The 17,775-nt window shown below is 36.7% G+C and carries 13 protein-coding genes; 2 read left to right on the top strand and 11 right to left on the bottom strand.

Going from position 1 to position 17,775, the window contains the following annotated elements:
* Position 1: 1 nt before the first annotated feature.
* A complete protein-coding gene (locus tag E308F_RS15230; protein WP_141265772.1) occupies positions 2–1,051 on the bottom strand; it encodes a helix-turn-helix domain-containing protein in 1,050 nt (349 codons plus the stop codon).
* Between the two features lie 119 nt (positions 1,052–1,170).
* On the opposite strand from E308F_RS15230, the gene xerA reads away from it, so the two are divergent.
* Both xerA and E308F_RS15220 read left to right on the top strand, forming a co-directional pair.
* Complete coding sequence (gene xerA, locus E308F_RS15225) at positions 1,171–2,022, top strand: site-specific tyrosine recombinase/integron integrase (RefSeq protein ID WP_141265771.1); 852 nt, start codon at positions 1,171–1,173, stop codon at positions 2,020–2,022.
* A complete protein-coding gene (locus E308F_RS15220; protein ID WP_141265770.1) occupies positions 2,015–2,581 on the top strand; it encodes a hypothetical protein in 567 nt (188 codons plus the stop codon). Before xerA ends, E308F_RS15220 begins: the two co-directional genes overlap by 8 nt.
* Positions 2,582–2,600: 19 nt before the next feature.
* Here E308F_RS15220 and E308F_RS15215 read toward each other — a convergent pair whose 3' ends face one another.
* From E308F_RS15215 to E308F_RS15170, 10 genes are all read right to left on the bottom strand, one after another.
* Complete coding sequence (locus tag E308F_RS15215; protein ID WP_141265769.1) at positions 2,601–4,349, bottom strand: DNRLRE domain-containing protein; 1,749 nt, start codon at positions 4,347–4,349, stop codon at positions 2,601–2,603.
* A gap of 47 nt (positions 4,350–4,396) precedes the next feature.
* Positions 4,397–4,993 (bottom strand): hypothetical protein, encoded by a 597-nt coding sequence (locus E308F_RS15210; RefSeq protein WP_141265768.1) that lies wholly within the window; start codon positions 4,991–4,993, stop codon positions 4,397–4,399.
* A gap of 39 nt (positions 4,994–5,032) precedes the next feature.
* Positions 5,033–5,461 carry a DNA N-6-adenine-methyltransferase gene (locus E308F_RS15205; RefSeq protein WP_141265767.1) on the bottom strand — a complete coding sequence of 143 codons (429 nt, stop codon included), beginning with the start codon at positions 5,459–5,461 and terminating at the stop codon, positions 5,033–5,035.
* A gap of 33 nt (positions 5,462–5,494) precedes the next feature.
* Complete coding sequence (locus tag E308F_RS15200; protein ID WP_141265766.1) at positions 5,495–6,013, bottom strand: hypothetical protein; 519 nt, start codon at positions 6,011–6,013, stop codon at positions 5,495–5,497.
* Between the two features lie 89 nt (positions 6,014–6,102).
* On the bottom strand, positions 6,103–7,329 hold the full coding sequence (locus E308F_RS15195) for a hypothetical protein (protein ID WP_141265765.1): 1,227 nt from the start codon (positions 7,327–7,329) through the stop codon (positions 6,103–6,105).
* A gap of 49 nt (positions 7,330–7,378) precedes the next feature.
* On the bottom strand, positions 7,379–8,335 hold the full coding sequence (locus E308F_RS15190) for a hypothetical protein (protein WP_141265764.1): 957 nt from the start codon (positions 8,333–8,335) through the stop codon (positions 7,379–7,381).
* Between the two features lie 11 nt (positions 8,336–8,346).
* Positions 8,347–9,219 (bottom strand): PhoH family protein, encoded by an 873-nt coding sequence (locus E308F_RS15185; RefSeq protein ID WP_141265763.1) that lies wholly within the window; start codon positions 9,217–9,219, stop codon positions 8,347–8,349.
* Positions 9,220–9,233: 14 nt separating this feature from the next.
* Complete coding sequence (locus tag E308F_RS15180; RefSeq protein WP_373995966.1) at positions 9,234–10,361, bottom strand: hypothetical protein; 1,128 nt, start codon at positions 10,359–10,361, stop codon at positions 9,234–9,236.
* Positions 10,362–10,383: 22 nt separating this feature from the next.
* Positions 10,384–15,690: a hypothetical protein gene (locus E308F_RS15175; protein ID WP_141265761.1), complete on the bottom strand. Its 5,307-nt coding sequence runs from the start codon at positions 15,688–15,690 to the stop codon at positions 10,384–10,386.
* Between the two features lie 12 nt (positions 15,691–15,702).
* Positions 15,703–17,718, bottom strand: coding sequence for a hypothetical protein (locus tag E308F_RS15170; protein ID WP_141265760.1), 2,016 nt, complete (start codon positions 17,716–17,718; stop codon positions 15,703–15,705).
* Positions 17,719–17,775: the final 57 nt, after the last annotated feature.

The raw sequence follows: 17,775 nt of genomic DNA, 5'->3' as shown, positions 1-17,775 counted from the left end.
CCTAATCACTATCCATTAATTCATCCAAACCCCGCGCCCATTCTTCATTAATCTTCCCGCCATGATTACTCTTTCGCTTAAATGTAGGCAATCTTCTTGTACTTAAATAAGTATCCAAAACAGCCTGCACATAACTGGAACTGAAACTAGTTATTGTCGGAGCCTCAAAGAAATCAAGAGAAATGAAATTCTCAATATGTTGTTTAAGCATCGCTTTACTTTTACCACTATTTAAAAGCCGTTTCATCGCCCCCCGATCAGCTTTAGTGGTTATATAAGGAGCATGATACTTTTCCCAATAAAGATCCTCAAAATAAGCCACAAAATGATTAGTATTCCAATCTTCCACATCAATTTCTTTATAGCTCAATCTCCGCCGTTTCTTTTTAGAGATTATAAGATTTTCTTCTTGGATTAATGGATCAACTTTAAAAACTTTAGGTGTTGTTAACTTCACTTTATTACTTTTAGAGGATTTATCCTTCACTTCTTCTACTTTTTCTTCTTCAGAGGAATTACTTGTATTATCTAACCCCAAAAAAGTTTTAAACCACAATTTTATTTGTTCCATATAAGCCAGCGGATTAGCCGAATCCATAATTTCTCTACAAAGATCTGATTTTTTATACTCCACCACCGCCGTATAAAACTTTTCCAGTTCCTCTGTACTAGTGGGACGAATAGAGTAAATAATTTCCGAATGATATAAAGCAGGTATTTTATGAAGTTCTTGCAGGTTATACTTAGCTGGTTTTCCAAACCCTTCTTTTTCTATAGTAATAAAACCCATTTTTTCTAACTCTTTTAAGTGATTACTAAGAGTTTGTTTACTCCACCCCAACCCCAATCGTAAAAGGGCCTGACTAGGGTAGCAGTCTTTTCTTTCACCATAAGCATAGTCACATAAACTATGGTACAACTGTTTCGCGGCATCCGATAAAAACAAACACCTGTTTACCTTAGCATAAGAAAGAGAATGACCACGATTAACACCGAAATTATAAATAAACTCTTTTTCCGTAGACGCAAATCGAACATCAAACAAGTCCATAAAACTAACCCCCTATGAATTTTATACGAACCTTCTTCTTGAAAATTAAGTACCACCTGCAAAATTTCTATTGACATAGGTTAAACCAGGCTTTACAATTACAGAAGGAGGGATGTCATTTGAACTACCTAGAGAAATTTCAACTTTACCTTGAAATAGAAAAAAACTTTTCTCATAACACAGTTAGTGCATATCTCTCTGATATTCAACAGTTTTTCCGATTTATAAACAAAACACCTGAAAAAATTGTTCCCGACGACATTTCAGCTTTTCTCGTGAATCTACATATGAAAGGAGTCTCAGTCGCCACCGCTAATAGAAAATTATCCGCGATTAAAACCTTTTTTAATGTAATGCTTCGTAAAGGTATTATAGACCAAAACCCTGCCGCCCTCATAGAAACAGCAAAAACAGAACAACGACTGCCCCATCCTATAGACGAACAAACAATAGAAAAACTTATTAATGCTCCAGACAACCTAAGAGATAGAACTATCATGGAAATTTTGTATGCTACAGGAATAAGAAGAGAAGAACTCGTCAATATTAAAATTAGTGATATAGACCTTCAAGAAGGTAGTCTTAGAGTGATTGGTAAAGGTAATAAGGAACGAATTATTCCTCTCTATCCTAAAATCTTAATGCTTATCAAAGAACTTATACAAACTCACAATAGTAAATGGCTTTTTCCAGGCCGTAAAAATAACCACCTATCCACCCGTCAAGTCAATGACATAGTAAAAAAGTGGGCACAAAAAATAAAACAAGAAAACATCACCCCCCACAAATTTCGTCACTCGTTTTGTAGTCACTTATACAAAGCGGGCGCTGAATTAAAAGTCATTCAAGACTTAGCTGGTCACGCCAGCCCCAATACCACTAATTTATATACTAAAGTTAGTAATACCCGAAATCGACTAGAATATCTCCGCTTCCACCCACACGCTAGGGAGAAGGTGTCTAATGAATGAAATAGAAAAATTACTGAAAGAAGAACAACGTGAACAAAAACGAGCCGCTACAGGTGTTCACGGTCGAGCCTCTCGTACAGGAAAAACTGGTCGCATTTACATGCCTTTTGAATTATTACAAGGTGAAGAAGCCCAAAAATATACTCAACCGAGTGAGGTGCGAATTTACTCTATGTATGATGAAATACTTTCTTTTGATGAATTTCAACAACTAAACCGAGAAAAACAAGCCGAAGTCCTACAAAAATGGCGGGAAGAGAAAAGTGCTGAAGAAATAATTAAAATATGGGGCATATCTAAAGGAAAATTTTATAATATAGTACGTGAACTTAATCTGCCTGTAGGAAGCACCCGTAGAAAAACTACCTATAAAAAAGCTCATCAATTAGAAATCTATCAACCCGATACCAGTGAAACAGAACCATCAGATAAGTTTATCTTAATTCTTCGGGGAGAATATGAAGGTAAGAACCTAATTGACAAACTTATGAAATTAAGTGCCGCTCTAGATGAAAGTGGGATTCAATACCGCATTAATTTAGAAATCAGAGAAGTGTAAGGGGTAGTTAAACTACCCCTTACATTATAAAGGCGTAAGCTCCAAAGCGAAAAACATAAATTTCTGCTTGTAAATCATTAGCAAATTTTACTCGTGATAAGATAACCCCAGGAAGCTCACGACCATCAGCCCTTCTACTTAAAAGAATACTATCCAAATCTGTAGAAGCTAATTGCTTGACAACAACTTCAGATTCAACGTCATTATGGTAAATAGGTTGAACATAACCTATTAAATCTTTGTAAGATTCCTGTTTTATAATTATAAAACTCTCTAGATTAGAAGTACCTCTAACAGATAATACTCCTAATAAATCTTTTTCACCAACAATATATACTACCAAACTAGAAGAAACATCATCATAACTACTATGTCGTACACTCAAACTTGAAACAGTCTCTTCATATGAGGCATACCTAACAGTAACCTGGCCAGCTAGATCACTACTTTCTTTTCTAATAACAGTAATAGTAGAAGCTATAAATCCTGAAACAACAATTATACTACTTAGTAATTTACTGGCCCCTATAACTTCTAATCGAGCAGGAATGTTATATCTTAAAGGAACCCAAATTTGACTAGGCGTATTATACCCCGTTAGATTGTATACCACTACTGTACTGTGAAGATCATTTCTATTCGGTACTTCAATAATACCATTTAGAACAGATCTACTTATCCCCGCCCAGCCTAATAAATCACTCACTGCACCACTCCGAACTGTAATTGCCGCCATTAAGTCATTGTGGTGAGGCACATTAATATTACCCGATATAAAATCTCTCGAAACAGCTATAAAAGCGAGACAATCTACAGCAGATTTTAAAGCAACTTTGACAGTTGATTCCAGGTTATCTTTAGTAGTATAAATTACATTAATTGACGATATAAGATTAGGTTTATTAACTCTAATAGTGCAATCCAAAGAAGTTGGATCAGACACATTTAACTTAGCAGGTAGTTCACTTTTACCCCAATAACTCTTAACCTGTATTTCGCTTATTAAATCATTACTTTCTTCCTTTTTAACAATAATAGTACCAGCTAAATTACCCCGCCCCACGCTCATCTGTATACTTGGATTGTAATAATAAACAACTAACTGAGGCGGAAGATAACTTTCCCTTGCATAATAACGAGCAATAACAGCATTAGTTTCATCTAAGGCTTTAATAAGCAAACCATTATTTACTTTAGTTTGTTTATACCAGGATGTGACTATATCAGTAACATCAACCGTAATAGTTTCATTAATTCCACTATTAAAAACACCAACTAAATCCAAGTTACTAGGCTGATTATCCCACGTTACTGAGTATTCATTCCATGAACTACCAATTTCATAAAGACCTAATTCATTAGTATAATTAGTAGAAGCAGGATATAAAACCAGTTCTGCTCTCTTAATTATCTGGCCTGGAGGTAAAGTGCTTATATCAAATCTGATAAAAGAACGAAAAACTTCCCCCCCACCACTTCGACCTATAAATATATCTTCTTCAACACCATAGTTTAGCTTCGGAACACCATCACGAATAAAAGCATCAGCTACAGGGGCAAAAATTTCTTTTGTAGTAGGCGGCTGAATAACTTCAGCCACACCCACCATTCTACTATGAGGATTTATCCCAATTTTACCCTGTAAGTCATTATTTATTCTAAGTCTAATGGTGGAAGATAAATCAAATTCTCGCAGTTTCTCTAAAATCGCCCGCCCCATCATCCTATTACGGGCCAAAAGAATAATTCTACTTTGTAAATTGTCCATTTATATCACTTCCATTGTATTGGAACCCCGCCCCATCCCCTCGCAATTTACCTTACTACCCAATTTAATTCGCCACCTACTCCCTTACGAAGGGGGGCTTCAAATACGTCACACACCAAACCGTTTCTTTTAATGTGTAAAAAACCACATATCTCTTTATTAGCTACCAACCTGATATTCATATAAACAGGTCGGTTATAAGGAATTTTACATAACACCCGCAAATTAAATTTTAGCCCATCCTCAAACTCCAATTCTTGCTTATAACCAAAATTAAATTGTGTAATATTACTTTGTGTCGTTCCGTCTAACTTCAAAACCGCTTCCGCATCCTTGTAAGTAATAATATCATTATACATTTTGGAGTGGCCTGTTAAATAATATTCTCTTACCTTCGTTTTATAAATTAATTCGATCATACGACCATTTAACTTAAAAATTCCTCCAGGCACTTCATAATATAATCCCATACCATGTCCAATTAAACCAAAACGAATTAATTTATCACGCTGAATACTATAAAAACTATTTTCCTTTCGGGTTAGTAAATCAAATTCTGCGATATTACTACCGTCTGCATACTCTGCTACCCAAATAAAATCCTGACTAACAGGACTAACCCGCCGCCCATTAAAAATACTCATCCTAAAACCCCCTCAGAGAATGAAAAGAAAGCGACATTCCTAAGCCGCTTTCTTCCTAAAAATTACAATCATACTAGGAAAAGGTGCGCTATTTTTTGCACTACCAAACTTCAACCGTCCCCGAAGAAAGCGGATCTCTCCTTTTAAACAATAATCGTGAAACCAAGATGTATCCGTCCTGGCTGGTAATAGACACACCACAGTACACCCCTTCTCCGCTTCTTCATACGCCTTCTGTACCCATTGCTTAATTTCACGCCCATAAGGGGGATTCATAAAAACAGTTCCAAACCAATCCTGCTTTAATCCATTTTCCTTCTTAGTAAAAAATTGGGCACATTTAGCATTTTGGGGGGTGGCACAGGGATCAAGATCAAAATGAAACTCCTCATTAAGCTGATCAAAAAGTTCTTGAGGAGTTTCCCATTCATCTGAAGCCGAAGAAAAAAGTCCTTTATTTATTCCCATTTATATTACCCCCATTGTATTGGAGTATTTATATTACACATACTTATACGCTACACGAGTTAAGAAATTAACTACCCCTGCACTAGCGGTCGAAGGTACATTAGCATGAAGTGTAACCTCTACAAAATTGCCAGCCGCATTAGTTTTTGTACCATCATTTTTAACCCCTAAAATATCTACACTACCAGTATCACTAATATGGGGGGCTACCCCAGGCGTAAAAGTACCATCAGCATTAGTGGTACTGCCTGTAGTTCTAATAGGATGAGTCGTATTTCCTCCTATAGGAGTAAATGTAGTTTCGTTTAAGGTGTCTACTTTTACCTCTATCCACTTATTAACAACTAACTCACCCGAATTTCCGCCCAGACTATCTTTAGTAGTAATAGTACAATCCTGCATATCTGAAACATCTGTAGTACCTCCGCGATTATTCCAGATTAAAACTCCAAAATCAGCAGAAATAGAGCCTGCATCCACAGTCCCTATATCCCACTTGGTAATTTGCGTAGTATTATCACGGCTATACCAAGAAACAATCGGTGATGGCATTAATAACACTCCTTCCTAGGATTAAGATCTAGGATTAGTATAGACTAAAGAAAATAAGCCCCCTCTTTAGGGGGCCATCAAAAACAATTTTAAACGTTTTTCCACCACATCATTACTACATCGCCAGCATTTAATGTCTGAGGCGCAAAATTCACTCCTATAATATTTTGATCAACATCTTTAATTTCTTCATAGTTAATACCAGGAGCCTGCAAAGCACCATTTAAAGACATAAACAAAGTATTGGGTTTAGCTTTTTTACCGCTAGGTAAGTTTACACTCATTTCCCCACCCGTAGCCTCATAAGCATAACGATCATCTTCAGTTTCCAGTTTCATCAACCGTGTAGCATTATCTTTAAATTGGGCATCGGCTACAGTTTCAATATCTACCAACCGCTCCTCTAAAGAGGACACAGTTTTTGCAACAAAATAACCATTAGCCGAATTAGCATCCCTAGTATGGGTATCTATTACTTCTGTACTACTACCTGTCTCTATACCCTTAATCCGAGAAGCTAAATCAGACAATACTTGCTGAACATTCAATCCAGTATAATTGGGATCAGTAATAACCCCAACCATACCTGCCCCCGTTGTAGCCGCAAGATCATCCCTAATAGCCTGATCAGCTTCCTGGCGGGCGGTAACTTCATCAGCAATCTGCTGTACTACCGACTTTACCAAGTTCGCATTACCGTCATTATCTAAAGTCCCGCTAGGCCCATAAAGATCCTTCATTAACTGTTGAAGATTCATATAAGCCTTAGCATCGGTAGCACCTTCTATAAACCCTGACCCACCGTTCAAGATAGCATCGACGGGAATTATGGAAAGGTTAGTCCGTAAAACATACTTCAAGTCAATGCTAGTATTAGCGGGCATGGTGAAGGCCGTTTCCGTACCTCCAACCATACTATAGAATTTCAAAATAAATTTATTATTAACCGCATCATACTCCAAACGACCGTAGACACGATCACCATCAGCATCAAGAATAGCTGTATCTTCCGTCCCTGCTTTCCTAATTACAACTTTCTGATCTAATACAACACCCTCTGTCTGAAGATCGGTAGCTATGGGGCGCGAACCAATATCAAGCGTAAGATCAATCTCACTTAAATTAGAAACATCCTTATTATTAATCTGAACAAATACATCAACCTTTGTGGCTTCTAGGATTTCTTTATGATTTAACCACTGAATATCTATCTTGTTCTCATTGATCTTAAAGTTCTCATCAAAATGGCTATCTCGTAAAGTTTTAGCCCGAATTTGCTCGCCGCGAATAGTTGCAATACCTTGAGTACCAGCCATTATTTTCACCTTCCCTTCCTAATTTATACAACACTAGTATAGACACTTATTAACAGTTAATAATTATTTCTACAGTCAAATCTTCAATACCGTTTCCTACCTCTATTATATTCAAACGAAAATAATCACCCTGCGTCACTTGGTTTATTCCTATTACATAATCATAACTACTAATCTTCTTACCAGAAGGTAAAGTTAAAGCCTGCGACAATATATTTACCCAACTATTGAGATTATTATCATAATCTGCTTCTGATATTTTCTCTACCTGAATAGTTGAAGGAGTGCTCCCTGGCACCCGACAAGAAGCAGTCACTCCTGTTATTACCCCATTAAAAGGAAATCTTATTTCCACCTTTTGCTCCCCTGCTGAAATCCTACCAGGAATAACAAAAACAATAACCCTTTCATTACTAGCTTCTGCTTTAGCTTGCAAGTAATCCAACCGTTCATCTAATGATGTGTAACTAATATCAGCAGATTGATATTGGCGGGCCTTTTCAATTTCATCTTCCAAACTTAATAATTTAAGGTTTTCATAAACCCCCATACCCCCTGTCGCAGGATAACTACTGGCCCAATTCCTAATAACTATTTCATCCCCCACGGCCAAGGTTATCGGCTGGCCAGCATCTCCTACACCTAAATTTAATTTAATAGTAAAGTTATCGACTTCCTCATACCCGCCGCCAGCTCGTAAAAACTGACCATTATAAAAGACATCTAAATAATTTTTACCCACAATATATGGAGGGTTAATCGTTATAGTTAACCCATCGTTTTGAGACAAATAAGTTTCATCAACGATGATATGTTGTATTACAGGGTATACAGCACCTTCAATAAAATCCAGCCTTTCTTTTAAAGAAGCATAACTTCCCCTAGCCGCATCTATTTCCGCTAGATACTGGTCTATTTCCTCATGAGTTCTAATCCCTCGATTTAGTAACTCATTATGATCTTGTATATTTGTATTAGTCCCCTGACGACTAAATCTAACTGCCATCACTCATCCCCCTAACTATTGCGAAGAGCTAAATAAACATCTCTTACTCGCTGACCCCGTAAAATATGTTTCGTACTTTGTAAAGTCACTATTCCTGCATATTTTTTACCTCTAAAAATCTCTTTAGCAAAACTTAATCCATTATTTTCACTGTCATTATTTCGTTTATCAATTTGCGTAGCGGTAGAATCTCCAAGAATTATCAACTTTGCGCCATCTCCCACCCGACTAATAAAAGAAACCATTTCTTTACGATCTGTATTTTGTGCCTCATCAAGAATAATCCAACCTCTATCTATATCCCGCCCCCGCAAATATTCAAATACCATAATATTCAGTAATCTACAACCAGAACCATCTTCTCCTGTTAGTCTTTCTACTAAAAAGGGGTGCCCAAACCGCTCAAAATACTGAAAAAAAGACGTAAACTCTTCTTTAGACTTTTCTGCTAAATTTCCAGGTAAGTGTCCATAAGTGCGGCCCAGGCTTTCGTGAGGTTTTGTTAGATAAGCAACAGGAATACCTTTACCACCCTCCAACTCAGCCAATAGACCAGGAACAAGATGTGAACATACTGTAGCCGTTTTCCCTGTTCCAAAAAAGCCGTCTACTACAATCGTTGTTATCTTCTCATTTTGAAGATAATCATTATATAACATTAATTCCCTGTTAGGTATTTCCTTATAAATGGGGTTATAACTATTTAATTTTCTTATAGCTCCTAAATTCGCATCATAAATCGCGTTTATAAAACCTCCCCTAATAGTTCGTACCTCTACACCACAATTAGCCTCTAAAACATCCACTGGTACTTTAATGGGTATCCCGTATTCTACTAAATCTTTAAATTCTTTCTCTGATACCTCATAAGTTGCCCAACTCATGTTACAACACCTCTCTAATAACTATAAGCAGAACCTACATCCAAACCAAAATAAATCTCTGAGCCTGTCTCATCAGACGGTCTATTAACACGTAACCAAAAAATAGCCGTTCCCCCTGCCCCTATATTAGGAAGATTTATTTGTTCCCCAAACTGATCAGGAATCCCATTTACATCATTTGCTACTTGGACTAAAAGATAATCATCAGGATCTTTATAACTAATAACTTTTACAGTAATATTACTTACTTCACCGTGCATCATACTATTTTTTGCCAACATTTTTATATCTTTGTAAAGATAACCACCTGAATTAAGATACCCTAAAAACTCTTCTAAACCAGGATCTATCTTAACCTCCATACCTTGAGCATTTATATAATAGAGATCTAAAGGAGATGGCTTAAACGCATACTCATCCCCACCCCACACTGTATAAACCGTATCATCAATAAAAATATCCCCATTAGCAGTAGTAATTTGAAACTTACAAGGAAAAGGGATTCCGTATTTAACTAAATTAAAAACTACTCTGGTACTACCTTTTGGACAAACTCTAGTTTCGAGAATATTATTGTTCGTATCTAATAAATCTACCCGCGTTCCCTCCACAAGATCAGAAACCGTAAAATAAATACTAGAACATATACGGATATAATCAATATCTAAAGGTTCACCCTCAGTCCCCCTTAAAAAACAACCAATTTTAGGTGCTTCTCTATCAATTTGCTGGGTACCAATAAAATTCCAGATATACCCATCTTCAGACCAATAAGCCTGATAAATATTATATTCTCTTACCAAACGTAACCAAGGATAAGTTTTAGTTACCCCTAAAACAGCATCATAATATTCTTCTAAAGAAATATAATCCATAGTATCGGCATACACCACTAATCCACCCACATCACCGTCAATAGTAGGGTTATAAATATTCTTCATATCAAAAACAAATTGAGGTATGTTAGTTAAAGGAGTAAAAAATAAATATACGGGGTCAACCCCATGCTTTAATCGGAGCGACCCCCCAACCTCTGTTAAAGAATAACGACTTAAATCATTAGGATTTACCTCCCAACTAGCATCTAAAGATGTATTAGTAAAATCATCCTCATAAATTAATCCTTTTTGCTTTAAAACCATCAATGCCACTTAGCTCACCACCCTATGTGAACAACCATATTCGCTTTCCAACTACACAACCCTGGGGCCTGTTTTGAACTACACTAAGCAAACATCTTATTAACGCTTCAATACACTTATCGCCACCCCCAGGCTCACAATAAGGCACCAAATAAACACGATCACATATCCAATTCGTCAATCTTATCCAATCTAGTTGGGCATAATCCCAATTTCTTTCTGAACTACCCCCTACAAACACCCATTTAAATTCATGCTTACCTTTCGTTACAGGAAAAGAAACCGTATAGTAACCTCCTGATTGTTCATGAACTGCTTTCAAAATCCCATCAATATAAAATTCTAATTTTGAACTAAACGTATTCGGTACATGAGTCCAGTTTTCTATTGCTTTAAATTCATGAACATAGAAAGTAGTTAAATACTTTTTTCCTGTCACTGAACTAACTGTACCATGTTGTTCAGTTACTACTTCCACTCTATAATTAGAGTATGGCGAAAGAGTAAAATTAGAATACCTAGAAGGATAATCCGATATTCCATTATAATCAGTTGTCCAACTATCTACCACAGCATTGGTCGCTTCATCATAGATAGTTACATGCAACTTACTTCCATCAGGGCCACCCATCCAAATAGGAACTCTTTGCACCACTTTTACATTGCAAAATTTAGCATAACTAGGTGGCACGGGTTTTGTTTCAGTAATAGTAAAGCCACCTTTATTTAAATAAACTCCACCATCGCCACGAAAACGCATTATTAATGTATAAGTCTTTTTGCTATTTGAATTATTAACTATTTCTTCTGCGATACTCTGCTTTAAAGCATCATTAGCATCATAACTATGATTCGTTATTATGGCACCTGTATCATCATCTTTCACTATAACATCTAAACGAGCATCGGTATAACTACTATCAGATTCAACCACTCGAATAGCATCTAACCAAACCCATGAATCATCTGAACTTATTCCCACCTGTATCGGTGGTGGAGGATCAGGAATTTCATTGTAAGGAGAAATACTGTAATAATTATCATTTACATCTCGACCATATGAACCCCAATACTCAGCAAAACTTCCTTGCGATAATGTAAAAGCTCCACCTGTTCCATTAATACCCCCTTCTGTACCTTTCCCTTTTCGTAAAGTATAATAAATTCTAACAGCTACACCAGGAGCAATAGTATAACTAACAGGTATATAACCTTCTGCCCACGAAAAATTTTTCTGACTTAACACTACATTTTTAGCTACATCTACCACTTTAAATTCTACATAAGTATCATCATATCCCTCTACATAATAACCATTAACCTTCTTTTGTAGTGATAATATTCGGGCTCCATAATACCATAGTGCGTTATTAGCATAAACATAATTGGTATCTTCCCACAAATCTACTACAACCCATACTAGATAATATATACCATCTCCTTCTAAAGCGGTACGATAAGAGTAATTTGTTCTGTTGTCATAAACAATAAATCGTCTATATTGATAAAACTTATCAGTATCAAACCAATCCAAATCTATAGGTTTAATAGCATCAAAAGGTATAATATAAAAACAAAAAGCTCCACGTGGCCCACTATGATAACGAGAATTAAAATTCCCTACTCCCGCATCATAATAAGTTAAGAAGGTATTATAAGAGAAACGAATTTCAGTTTTACCGATAATTGAGATAGATGCAAAAGCAGGCCGACATCCTGTCGAAGTTGTTCCCTCATTAGCTAATAAAAGAATATTTCCTCTTCCAGTAATAGGAACATCTTCCCACCTTGCTTCATTATAGTAAGATTTACTCCCTGGATAAATTTTCAATCTCTCAGTTAACGTAACCGATGCATATTCAGGAGTAGTTATATCTCGCGTTATAGTCGCCCCATCAATATCTGTCCCCTGTGAAACTGCTTGACCATTCCAATAAAATATCTGTGAATCATCTCCAGCCCACCAATTTAAATAAGTTTTTCTTGGCGTATAAATTTCTTTAAACTTATAGCTATAATTTATAGGATGAACTTGATTTCCTGCCGACCACCATTCTTCTTTAGCAGGTAAATTAGAAGAACCTGGATTTTCTTCAGTTGGAGGTTTTGTATAAGTCGTACCTCCTAAATCTTGGTATACCCACCGTAAAGAATGGTATCCAGGGCCTAATGGAACAGTGACGTGACTATCCGAAGTAGAATCACCGCTCCAAATTAAAACATCTCCATCCCAAAGCTGAAAGGTTTCATAATCACCCAGATTTGCTCCATACTCAAACGATATACTTCCAGGTGCCGCCAAATTAATGCTCAAATAAACTGTATTAGTTGTACCATCCGCATTTCGTACTCTAAATACACCATCATGCACAACATTAGGATCAGGCCCACCTAAAAATTCTTCGGCCCATAAATCTACCCATTCCCAATGACCGCTAAAACTTATAGCTGGAGAATGTACTCCTCCCCTAATATTAAAATCTTCTCTAAAGATTTCTCTACCTTCCCCCTCATACACTGGAGCCGTATGGAAAATAGCGTTTTCATGCAAACTGAATTTAGCACCAGGATTAAGAGAAATATTATATATAATATAATCTCCATCACGATTTGTATAAGCTCTTCCGTCCCCCACATCCCAATAACGAGTTAATTCCACTTTATTTCCCAACTGAGTTACAAAATGCTGAGGTTCCCCACTACTATAATTACCATAATTATAAGTAACGCTATAATCTTCATGGAGTGGCTGTTCTGTATAAGAATCAATAATCTTAAATTCAATTTGATTATTACCTGCTTTAAGGTTAATACGAATATGATCTCCTGCCCTTAAACCCTTAGAATCCAAAACAACTATCCCATTTACAACCACCCGAAACTTTTCCGTAGGCCGCAAATCGTGACTAAAATCAAATTCAAAATAGCCATCATTAGGCATATTAACTGAAGTAGACATGCTCCAAATCCCTGCTGTAATATTATTAATCGTGTAACAGCTACCGTCTGCCACCCAACGACTGCTACCAGAAAAAGCGACAGGAACTAACTGTTCCTCATAATGATCAATAACCCGATCTGGTGGTTCAAGTTCAAATATACCATGTAAATCTAATGTTGCTTCAGGAGCAACCTTTATCTTATAAACAATCTTTGCCCCATCCGCAGTTGCAGTCGACTCCTCTCCATTTAAAACCCAATTAGAATCATATTGAGCATCAACTGAACTACCATGAACACTTTCTCCGTGCTGATTCGGTGTCTGAAAGTTATCTGAAAAGATGTTTTCCTGTGTATGCTCAGGAAAAGGTGTTTCTGTATCCAACTTGTAAGAATAAGAAATCTCCCCATCACATTCATTATCTAAATTAAATACTAGCTTTCTGACCCTAGCTTCTTCAAGAGGCTGATCACCCCCCATCCTACTTCTTACCACCGATTGTTTCGAGTAAGTCACCCACTCATAACGTCCATCCTCTAATGCCTTCGTTCCTAAAGTATCAAAATCTGGCGGAGTAGGAGGATCTGCCGTTCTAATAGTCTCCACACACTCAATATCCTTTATATAAACAGCATTATAACCCCAATCCTTAGCCGACTGCTTGCGTACCAACCAATCAAATTTATAAGTTTGTCCAGGATATACATTAAAACTAACTTCTTGCCAATCGTTACTCTGGCTCCACTCGCCCCCCACTTGTTCACCATTAATAAAGAAAACCAAACCATTACCTTTATCCACACTAGCTAAATACTTAAACCGAATAAAACCCCTCTGTTTAAAACGCCAATTAAAAGTGATCTTAGAAGAATTACCAAAAGATAATATCCCTAAATCTAATTTTAAAATATTTTCTGTACCTGCTTGCTCATTAGCCCCTACCGAATGAACTACTACCCATTCTTGATCTTCTGTAGAAGATACCCACCTAAAAAATGCAGGGAAATCATTTGAGAGCGGTAAAGTCCGCATATCAAAAGTAGGCCGCTCAATAATGCTTCCATCAAAATGATTAAAATAATCAGCATCAAAATAATGAAAATAAGGCGCAGGACAGTAAGGAGTCATTTTTGTTATTTCCTCATTACTTACTAACTCCACCATTTCAATATTTTTTATTCTGACTGTACTCGGAACTGACCCCCCTACTACCCCCCACTCAAAATCATGAAATCCTGGAGCTACATTAATTCGCACATCCCTAAAACTTAAATCACTACCTCCTGTTTGACTATAAGACCAAACCTCATCGCCATCTATTTTTAGATAAATTCTCCCTCCCGCCCCTAAACTAGCCGCGAAGCTGAAAATAACATAACCCTTACTCAAAAAAGCAAAAGATTTAGTAATAGTTTCCGTAGTGGAGGGGGCCACTGTAACCGTGGCCGCGCCCTTATCATCATACCAACCGTCACTATAAGTAAGCCCCGCATCTAATTCGGTGCTAAAATCAGCCCCATAAGCGTACTCATTAGAAAATATCCTAATACTATCTACCCAGCCAAAATGTTCCTCTAAAGAAAAACCGCAAGTATAAACCCACTTTAGCTCACTGGTATTAGGAGGAAGCTCTACTTCCACATCAATACCCCTGGCTGTACGAGTAGAAGTGTTGCCTGTCCACATACTTTTACCGTTTACAATTAACTCTATCTTATCATTACCCTTAAATGCACCACCATATTCAAATAATACCTTTCCCCCACGAGGGAGAGAAATACCTGTAACATCTAAAGTATAAGCCCCCTCTTTATTACGAACTATCATTACACCGTCTCCAGAACCCCCATTATAAGTAGTCCATAAATCTTCCCACTCCCACCCAGGAGAAGTCACTACTTGAGAAGATATATTATTTTGATCATTAAAATACTCCTCAAATACTTCCTTTAACTCCATTTCTCCAGGATCAAGGATCTTGGCTATACAATCTTTTATATAAAGCAAAGCTCGTTGATAATCATTTTTACTTGGATCTACCTGTTGCCGCACCCACCACTCTAAGCGACGATACATATTCCACAATGCCTCACGACACCGCACCCTACTATACCAATCCTTATTTTCTACATAATGCTCTATAACCTGATCAATAACATTCTGTAAAGAATCATACTTAACAAACTGCCAACGTCCAATACGCCCCCGCCCAGGATCACCTAAAATGGGATTCTGATACCCAGGCAAACGTCCTATAGCCCTTGGAAAATTAGGGCCAACAGGATTACCAGGATTATTTATTGCATCATTATTAATTAAAGCCGCTCCCATATTGGCAAACATTACATCTTTTTGTCCTTCTGTAAGGATACCAAAGGTTTTAGACACCTAAATTACCCCCTACTCTACAAAATCATACTCTAGTTTATTATTTACATAAAGACTAATACGATTATCATTTACGATCACTTTAATTGTATACCATCTATCCCTTATCCAAGGGAAGGGTTCCATCGGCGACCCAACGGGCACCGTAACCCCACTTATTACTTTATACAACTGCATCGGTTTCGCCATACTCAGGCTATAATCTGCATCTCCACCATTAATAATAAATTTATAATAATTATTTTCATCAACGTAATTAAAAATAATTCCTACACCATCATCTCCTGAACCCGTTACTTTAAAACTAGTCCAGAAAATATAACCATCACTATTTATATCCCTATACACTAATCCACATCTTTCTATCTGCGAGCTATTAATAAAACCTCTAGTAGTAGGATCATATTCCCATCCTTCCGCCTCCACAGGTTGCCAAATACCTTGATCAATGCGAAAAACTTCATCAGCCCACGGATAATAAGGATTTAAAGGATCAAGCGGATTATACTCTTCAGGTACACCAAACCCGCCTACCCAAAATTCAGGATTCATTCCTAAATCAACTATATCATTAGTATAATCATAAACTAGGCCTTGTCCTAACCCTAGTTTAATTTCAGAAGCCTCCCCTGGCTTTTTGAGAGCTATTAACCCTTTTTCTTCTATTAGAGGCAAAGGATCTTTTTCTGCCACTGTAGAACTGTAAATAATTGACGGTAGCTCCTGTCTTAAAGCTACAGGAATAATTATATTTGTCTTAGCATACCTTTCCTCTGAAACTCCTGTTATAACCTCTTTATTTATAAGAGCCTTTCTTCCTTTTTCTAGAATTGCTGTGATAATATCAAAATCCCCTTCTGCCAATCCTTGCCATATACGTTCCGTCAACAACAAATCCACCAAAGAAACAGCCGCTTTTTGATTATCTACCTCCGCCAATTTTTTCATAACCTCTTCCACAAACCCTAATCTTACCCTATCTAAAATACTAAATTCCTGTTCGTATAAAAGGGTTGCTCCATATTCATCTTCCTTCTTACCTAAAAGAGCTTTAATATCAGCAAACACTCCTTTTCCCCCAGATATGCCTTCCTTCCAACCTGCCTCCACTATCCCATTAAAACTACTTTTAGTACCCAATACTCCTTCTAAAAGGACAGCCATGCGATATAAAAAACCACCTAAAAGATGGTCAGGCACATATAAAAAATGGCCTCCGTCCTGTCTCCCACCCTTTAAAAACTCTACAGGTATTATCTTACCATTTATTAACCACCGCTCACCGTTGACCGTATCGACAATAAATAAATTCTTATCTTTTTCACGTCCCCCTGAAATGAAAAAACTAGGAACAATTTCCTTTAAGGTAAATCGCCTCGACTTTACGTCATTAGTTAGGTTTAAATCACGCATTATTTTTCTATCAAAAGAAATAAGATCCCTAGTTACAATTAAATCTCGTTTAAGAGATTGCCCCTCCACAGACTTAAAATTTATTATTAAATCGTGACTATCATAACGATAATAAGAAAGAAAATCCCTATCAATAGTTAAAGGATGCTTATGAATTATAAGCAATCCAGTTACAAAATCATTGCTTATAGCACTCTCTTCCTCTACATAACCAGTTAAAAAATTCTTTTTTACCTCACCAACCGATAAAGGTTCTCTAACTCCCCACCCTTCTAATACCTCACTAGTAGACTGACTTTCTTTATAACCAACATCTATCAAAGTAATCTCTGAGATTATATCCTGCTTATCTCCTGTTATTAACACTATTTCTTGTCCAGGAAGATCAGTTTTTAATACCGCCGCAACTTCCGCCATTAATGAACCATCAACAATTTCCTTCCTCCCCAAAAGATAATCCATCATCACAATACTACTATATCTGCTATAAGGTATATATTTAAAATAATAACTATCTTGATGGAAATTATTATAAATAGCTACGACAACTGAAAAAGTCTCTCGACATTGATTTAAATCTAACACTCTACAGTTATATACATTAGAAATAGTCATAAGTGACAACTCTCTCACCCCACAACAAAAAAGGAATTTCAGAATTGATACCTGAAA

Source organism: Moorella sp. E308F (assembly GCF_006538365.1).
Classification (GTDB): Bacteria; Bacillota; DSM-521; order Neomoorellales; family Neomoorellaceae; genus Neomoorella.
Note: the sequence above shows the minus strand (reverse complement) of the source record. Positions and strands in the feature narration are given on the sequence as shown.

Coding starts and splice junctions, on each gene's coding strand:
- E308F_RS15220 (WP_141265770.1), top strand. CDS start 2,015: ATGAATGAAATAGAAAAATTACTGAAAGAAGAACAACGTGAACAAAAA.
- E308F_RS15180 (WP_373995966.1), bottom strand. CDS start 10,361: ATGGTTTTAAAGCAAAAAGGATTAATTTATGAGGATGATTTTACTAAT.
- E308F_RS15210 (WP_141265768.1), bottom strand. CDS start 4,993: ATGAGTATTTTTAATGGGCGGCGGGTTAGTCCTGTTAGTCAGGATTTT.
- E308F_RS15205 (WP_141265767.1), bottom strand. CDS start 5,461: ATGGGAATAAATAAAGGACTTTTTTCTTCGGCTTCAGATGAATGGGAA.
- E308F_RS15195 (WP_141265765.1), bottom strand. CDS start 7,329: ATGGCTGGTACTCAAGGTATTGCAACTATTCGCGGCGAGCAAATTCGG.
- E308F_RS15230 (WP_141265772.1), bottom strand. CDS start 1,051: ATGGACTTGTTTGATGTTCGATTTGCGTCTACGGAAAAAGAGTTTATT.
- E308F_RS15190 (WP_141265764.1), bottom strand. CDS start 8,335: ATGGCAGTTAGATTTAGTCGTCAGGGGACTAATACAAATATACAAGAT.
- E308F_RS15215 (WP_141265769.1), bottom strand. CDS start 4,349: ATGGACAATTTACAAAGTAGAATTATTCTTTTGGCCCGTAATAGGATG.
- E308F_RS15170 (WP_141265760.1), bottom strand. CDS start 17,718: ATGACTATTTCTAATGTATATAACTGTAGAGTGTTAGATTTAAATCAA.
- E308F_RS15200 (WP_141265766.1), bottom strand. CDS start 6,013: ATGCCATCACCGATTGTTTCTTGGTATAGCCGTGATAATACTACGCAA.
- E308F_RS15185 (WP_141265763.1), bottom strand. CDS start 9,219: ATGAGTTGGGCAACTTATGAGGTATCAGAGAAAGAATTTAAAGATTTA.